The 4,836-nt window shown below is 59.7% G+C and carries 2 protein-coding genes; both read left to right on the top strand.

The genetic code is table 11. From position 1 onward, the window contains the following. Positions 1 to 348 precede the first annotated feature (348 nt). On the top strand, positions 349 to 4,197 hold the full coding sequence (locus RMSM_RS23515; RefSeq protein WP_008702366.1) for a S1 RNA-binding domain-containing protein: 3,849 nt from the start codon (positions 349 to 351) through the stop codon (positions 4,195 to 4,197). Positions 4,198 to 4,200: 3 nt separating this feature from the next. Further along, positions 4,201 to 4,692 (top strand): hypothetical protein, encoded by a 492-nt coding sequence (locus RMSM_RS23510; RefSeq protein ID WP_008702364.1) that lies wholly within the window; start codon positions 4,201 to 4,203, stop codon positions 4,690 to 4,692. The last annotated feature ends 144 nt before the right edge of the window (positions 4,693 to 4,836 follow it).

The following is a 4,836-nucleotide window of genomic DNA, read 5'->3' as shown; positions in this document are numbered from 1 at the left end:
GCTCCCAACTCCCAACTCCCAACTCCCAACTCCTCCCCTCTTCCCCACTTTCTCGCGTTCGCTGAGGGTTGGAGGGGGAAAAGTTCGGAAACCTGAAGTGCTAGCAGATTGGCGGGCGGGCTGTAGGTTGACATTTCCGCTGTTCGGCGCTATCTTCGCCCTCCGCGGCGGGCGTTTTTTTGGCGACCTGTTGATTGAAACTCCAGCAGAGCCGCTGTGAAACACCCAAAACTGCTGGCTTCCAAAATTGAAGGTATCGTTTCGACGTGAAGTTAGGTGTCCTGGGAGTCGTTTTTTCCGGGATGCGTGGCGGAGTTCGGGCGTACCGATGAATGAGACCGACTTGCGATGACTGTCGATCTAGAAGCAATTGCCCGTCGCGGGCGTTGCGAAGAATCAAGTTTACGAATTGCCTTGCCCCTGATCGAACAAGGATACTCGCCGCCATTTTTGGCGCGGTATCGGCGTGATGAATTGGGTGGTTTGGACGAGGCTAGCTTGTGGGCGCTCGCCGAAGCGCTGCAGGCGGATCGCCAATTGGCGGCGCGCCGTGCCGAGCTGCTCGAAAGCTGGCGGGCGACCCCGATTGCCGACCCGGCTCTGGGACGGGCGATCGAGAAAGCCAATTCGAAACGGATGCTCGAGCGTTTGGGCCGACGGATCAAGTTGGAATCGAGCGAGGCGGTCGATTCGGCAACCCGGCTGGCCGTTCGTGTGCTGAACCCGCAAAAGGGTGACGGCGACGACTTGCACGCCATCGCCGAAAAGATGGAAACGATCGACGATGCGAACGAAGCCAGTGCAAAACTGGAAAAATCGTTGGCAGGCCGCCTGGCGGGCGATCCGCGAATGATCAATGCCGCGGTCCAGTGGCTGGGCAAAAATGCCAAGATCCATGTGATCGAAATCCACGATCCCCACTCCAGTGCCGATCACGACCATGATGATGCGGGCGACAAGGCAGCCAAGCCGGGATCAACCAAATCGAAGAAGTCGAAAAGCACAAAATCGGTCGACGCGAAACCGGCGGCCAAAGATGATGCAGCCAAAGACGAAGCGGCGTTGACGAAGGTGGCAGAGGAATCTGCAACCGAATCAACTCCGGCTGCGGAAGCGGCTTCTGACGAAAAACCTGTGGCGGAAACTGCTGCGATTGAAACGCCTGCGACTGAATCTGCTGCCGCTGATTCGACCAGCGAAGCGGCGACCACTGCGGATGCAGCGAAAGCCGAGGAAGCTGCTGCGGCGACGGAGACTCCTGCGGCAACGGAAACGACCGCTGCAACTGAGACCCCGGCGACAACCGAGACAGCGACCAGCGAAGCTGTGGCTACCGAGCCGGCAGCTGAAAAAACTGCCGGCGACGCTGCTGCGACTGAGTCGGCTACGGAAGCACCTGCGACCGAAGCAGCGAAACCTGCCGATGCAGATTCTGCCGCTGCAGCAACCGGCGACAAACCGGCTGCGGATGCGGCCGACGCCAAGGCCAAAGAGCCAAAGGCAGAGAAGAAGTCGGAGCCGGCACCTGCGAAGAAGCAAAAGAAAGTGTCGCCTCGCCAGCGTCGTCGACGTTGGTTGATGAGCGTGTTGAAGCCGCTGGAAGGCAAACGAATTCCGACGAACAAGCTGAGCTCGTTCCAAACCGTGATGCTTGCTCGCGCCCTTCGCAGCCAAGTCGCCAATTGCTCGTTCGAATACGATGCGAACCGTTTGGTTGCCGAGCTGCAAAGTACGGCAGAGCGGATCAATCCGCGTTTGGCCGACATGCTGCGAAGCATCTTAATTGAAAACGAAGCGGACATCCGCGGTGCCGCCGAAGCGGCATGGTGGGACGAATTGCAAGAGCGTGCGTCGACTCGATTGCTGGGTATCGCGGCGGACCATCTGCGGATGCAAGTCAATCGCAGCGGCGTCGAAGCCAAGGTGGTGATGTCGATCGATGCGGTTGGGCCTCGCACTGCCGCCACGGCGATCGTGGCCAGCGATGGTCGTTTGCTGCACTGCGAAGATTTGCCTTGCCAATTGTCGGCTGGCATGCGTTCGCAAGCGGTATTGCGAATGGGCGAATTGATTCACGCGCACCACGTCGATCTGATCGTGATCAGCAACGGTCCGGCTCGCCGAGGTTGCTTGGTGGCGGTCAGCGAATTGGTCAAACAGTCGCCTGAGAATTCCGTTCGCTGGACGTTGGCTGATCGCAGTGGTGCGGACACGTATGCGGGCAGCCAGGTAGCGGACCAAGAGATGCGAACGACGCCACGTCGGTTCCGCAGTGCAGCTTGGGTCGCATTTTCGGTGCTGCAGCCCGCCGGTGCGATCGCCAAGGTCGATCCGTTGAAATTGCGGTTGGGTTCGTTCCAGCGTGAGTTGTCCGACCAAGCATTGATGGACGTGCTGGATGACGTGATGGTCAGCGGTGCGTCGCGTGGCGGTGTGGATGCCAATGCGGCACCGACGTCGTGGTTGTGCCGATTGCCAGGCGTAACACCACAAGTCGCCGACGCGTTGGATTCGGCTCGCCGCAAGGAGTTGTTCAAATCACGCGAGCAAATCGAAGAGCTGGATGCCTGGGGCGACCAAGCGTCGACTCGCCAAGCACTACCGTTTTTGCGTGTGTTTGGTAGCGAAGAGACACTCGATGGGACTTTGGTCCACCCCGAGGATTATCCGTTAGCCAAAAAGTTGGCGACGGCACTGGAAATCGAGCTGCCTCCGTCGACACCGCCTGGTTACGAGACTCCGAATTTTGACGAAGACGCATTGCCGAAATTGAGCGATGTTGTCGAACCGGTTGCTGAGAGCGAGGACAAGCCAAGCGAAGAAGCGGCTGAGGAAAAACCGTTCGGTTTGACCGCGGAACTGGATACTGCCAACAGCGGCGACGATGCTGCGGCAACGGACGCGTCAACCGAGAGCGGAACCGAAGCGACGGCGCCGGCCGAAGCGGCAGAGGGATCCGACGCCACGGCCGGCAGCGAGAACAGCGACGCGGATTCGTCCGCTGGGGATGCGGCGGCGAGTGAGTCGGCGGATTCGCCTGCAGCGGAAGCGGCCGCAGAGGCCGATGCAACATCGGAATCTGATGCGGCAAAACCGGCCGAAGAGGCTGCGGTTTCGATGCGAGTCGTTCGTCCTCGTCCTGAGAAGGCGAAGATTGACAAGTGCATCAAGGAATGGCAGATCGGTGCCCGCCGGGCTCGCCAATTGGTCAGTTGGTTGTGTGATCCGTTCGGCGACAGCGATGTTGCCGATGGTGCATCGAATGCAGTTTTGACATCGATGCCGAACTTGAAGACGCTGAAAACGGGCGACCAAGTGATCGGTGTGGTGGTCGGGGTGATGCCGTTTGGCGTGTTCGTCGAATTGGCACCCGATTGCAGTGGTCTGATTCACGTCAGCCGAGTGTCGGAACAGTTTATCGAAGATTTGCACGAGGCCATTCAAGTCGGCGATGTGATCACGACTTGGGTGACCGGCATCGATACGAAACGGCGACGTGTGGCGTTGAGCGCGATTTCGCCACAGCGTGAAATCGAACTCGAAGAGATGCGTCGTCAACGCAACGAACGTCCTCATCGCGGCCAGCATTCGCAAAATCGCGGCGGTGGCAACCGTGGCGGTGGTAATCGCGAAGGCGGCGGAGCACGCGGAGGAGCGGCAGCTGGTGGCGGTCAAGCTGCCAAGGGCGGACGTCCGGATAACCGTGGTGGCCGTGGCAAAGCGGGCGCAGCCGGTGGCGGCGGACGACCGGGCGGTGGTGGCCAACGCGGCGGCCGTGACGGCGGACGCGGACGCGATAACCGAGGTCGTGACAATCGCGGCGGCGGACGTGGCAAGCACTCCGAAACGTACCGCGTCGTCAGCAACAAGCCGGTCGAACCGATCAGCGATGCGATGCTGAAAGGGGACGAACCGCTGCGTTCGTTTGGCGATTTGATGCAGTTCGTTTCCAAGGACAAGGCGGAACCGGCGAAAGAAGTCAAACCGAAGCAGGAAAAGGTGAAACCGGAAGCGTCGGCGGTGGCCGAGACAAGCGAAGCGGCGACGACCGCGGCGGAGAAGACTGCCGATGCGGCGGCAGAGCCTGTGAAGGCCGAGTCGCCCAAGTCGGAACTGCCAAAACCGGAATCGACCGAAGCTTCGCCGACAACGTCGGGTGATGAGCCCAAATCCACTTCCACGGAACCCTCGGCCTGATAGATGAGCGACGATTTTAACGAACGGCTCGAGTCGGCCATCGAGCGTGGGAAGCAGCGGGCCGAACGCAAAGCGTCGGCCGAGCGTCAGCAGGAGATGTCGGCGGAAGAACTGAGGCGGATGCACACGTCGTTGCGGCTGTCGCTGTCGGAACACATTGAGAAGGCGGTGCATCGCGTCGCCGATCATTTTCCGGGCTTCCGCACCGAGGCGTTGTTTGGCGAAAACGGCTGGGGGGCTGCGTGTTACCGTGACGATCTGCGGATCGAAGCGGGCAAGCGGAGTAACCAATACAGCCGTTTGGAGATGATGATTCGCCCCTACAGCGACTTGAACGTGTTGGAGTTGAAAGGCAAAGGCACAGTGATGAATCGCGAGCTCTTTAATCGCAATCACTTTGTCACGATCGCGGAAGTCAACGAGAGTGATTTCCTGCGTCTGATCGATAGCTGGGCGATCGAATACGCCGAAGTCTACGCCACCAAAAGCATGTAGCGAGAGTCGCGGACGGCTTGTTCGGAGTCGCCTGCCTGCGCGAGATCCGGGGAACCAGTAGCGAAAGTCGCAGAGACTTTTGGTTGGTGGAGGGCTTCTGGTGCTAGGGCACGCGAGGAAGCATTGAAAAAGTTAAATTGACAA

Source organism: Rhodopirellula maiorica SM1 (assembly GCF_000346295.1).
In the GTDB taxonomy this organism is placed as follows: domain Bacteria; phylum Planctomycetota; class Planctomycetia; order Pirellulales; family Pirellulaceae; genus Novipirellula; species Novipirellula maiorica.
This window is presented reverse-complemented; position numbering and strand designations above follow the sequence as displayed.

Coding starts and splice junctions, on each gene's coding strand:
- RMSM_RS23515 (WP_008702366.1), top strand. CDS start 349: ATGACTGTCGATCTAGAAGCAATTGCCCGTCGCGGGCGTTGCGAAGAA.
- RMSM_RS23510 (WP_008702364.1), top strand. CDS start 4,201: ATGAGCGACGATTTTAACGAACGGCTCGAGTCGGCCATCGAGCGTGGG.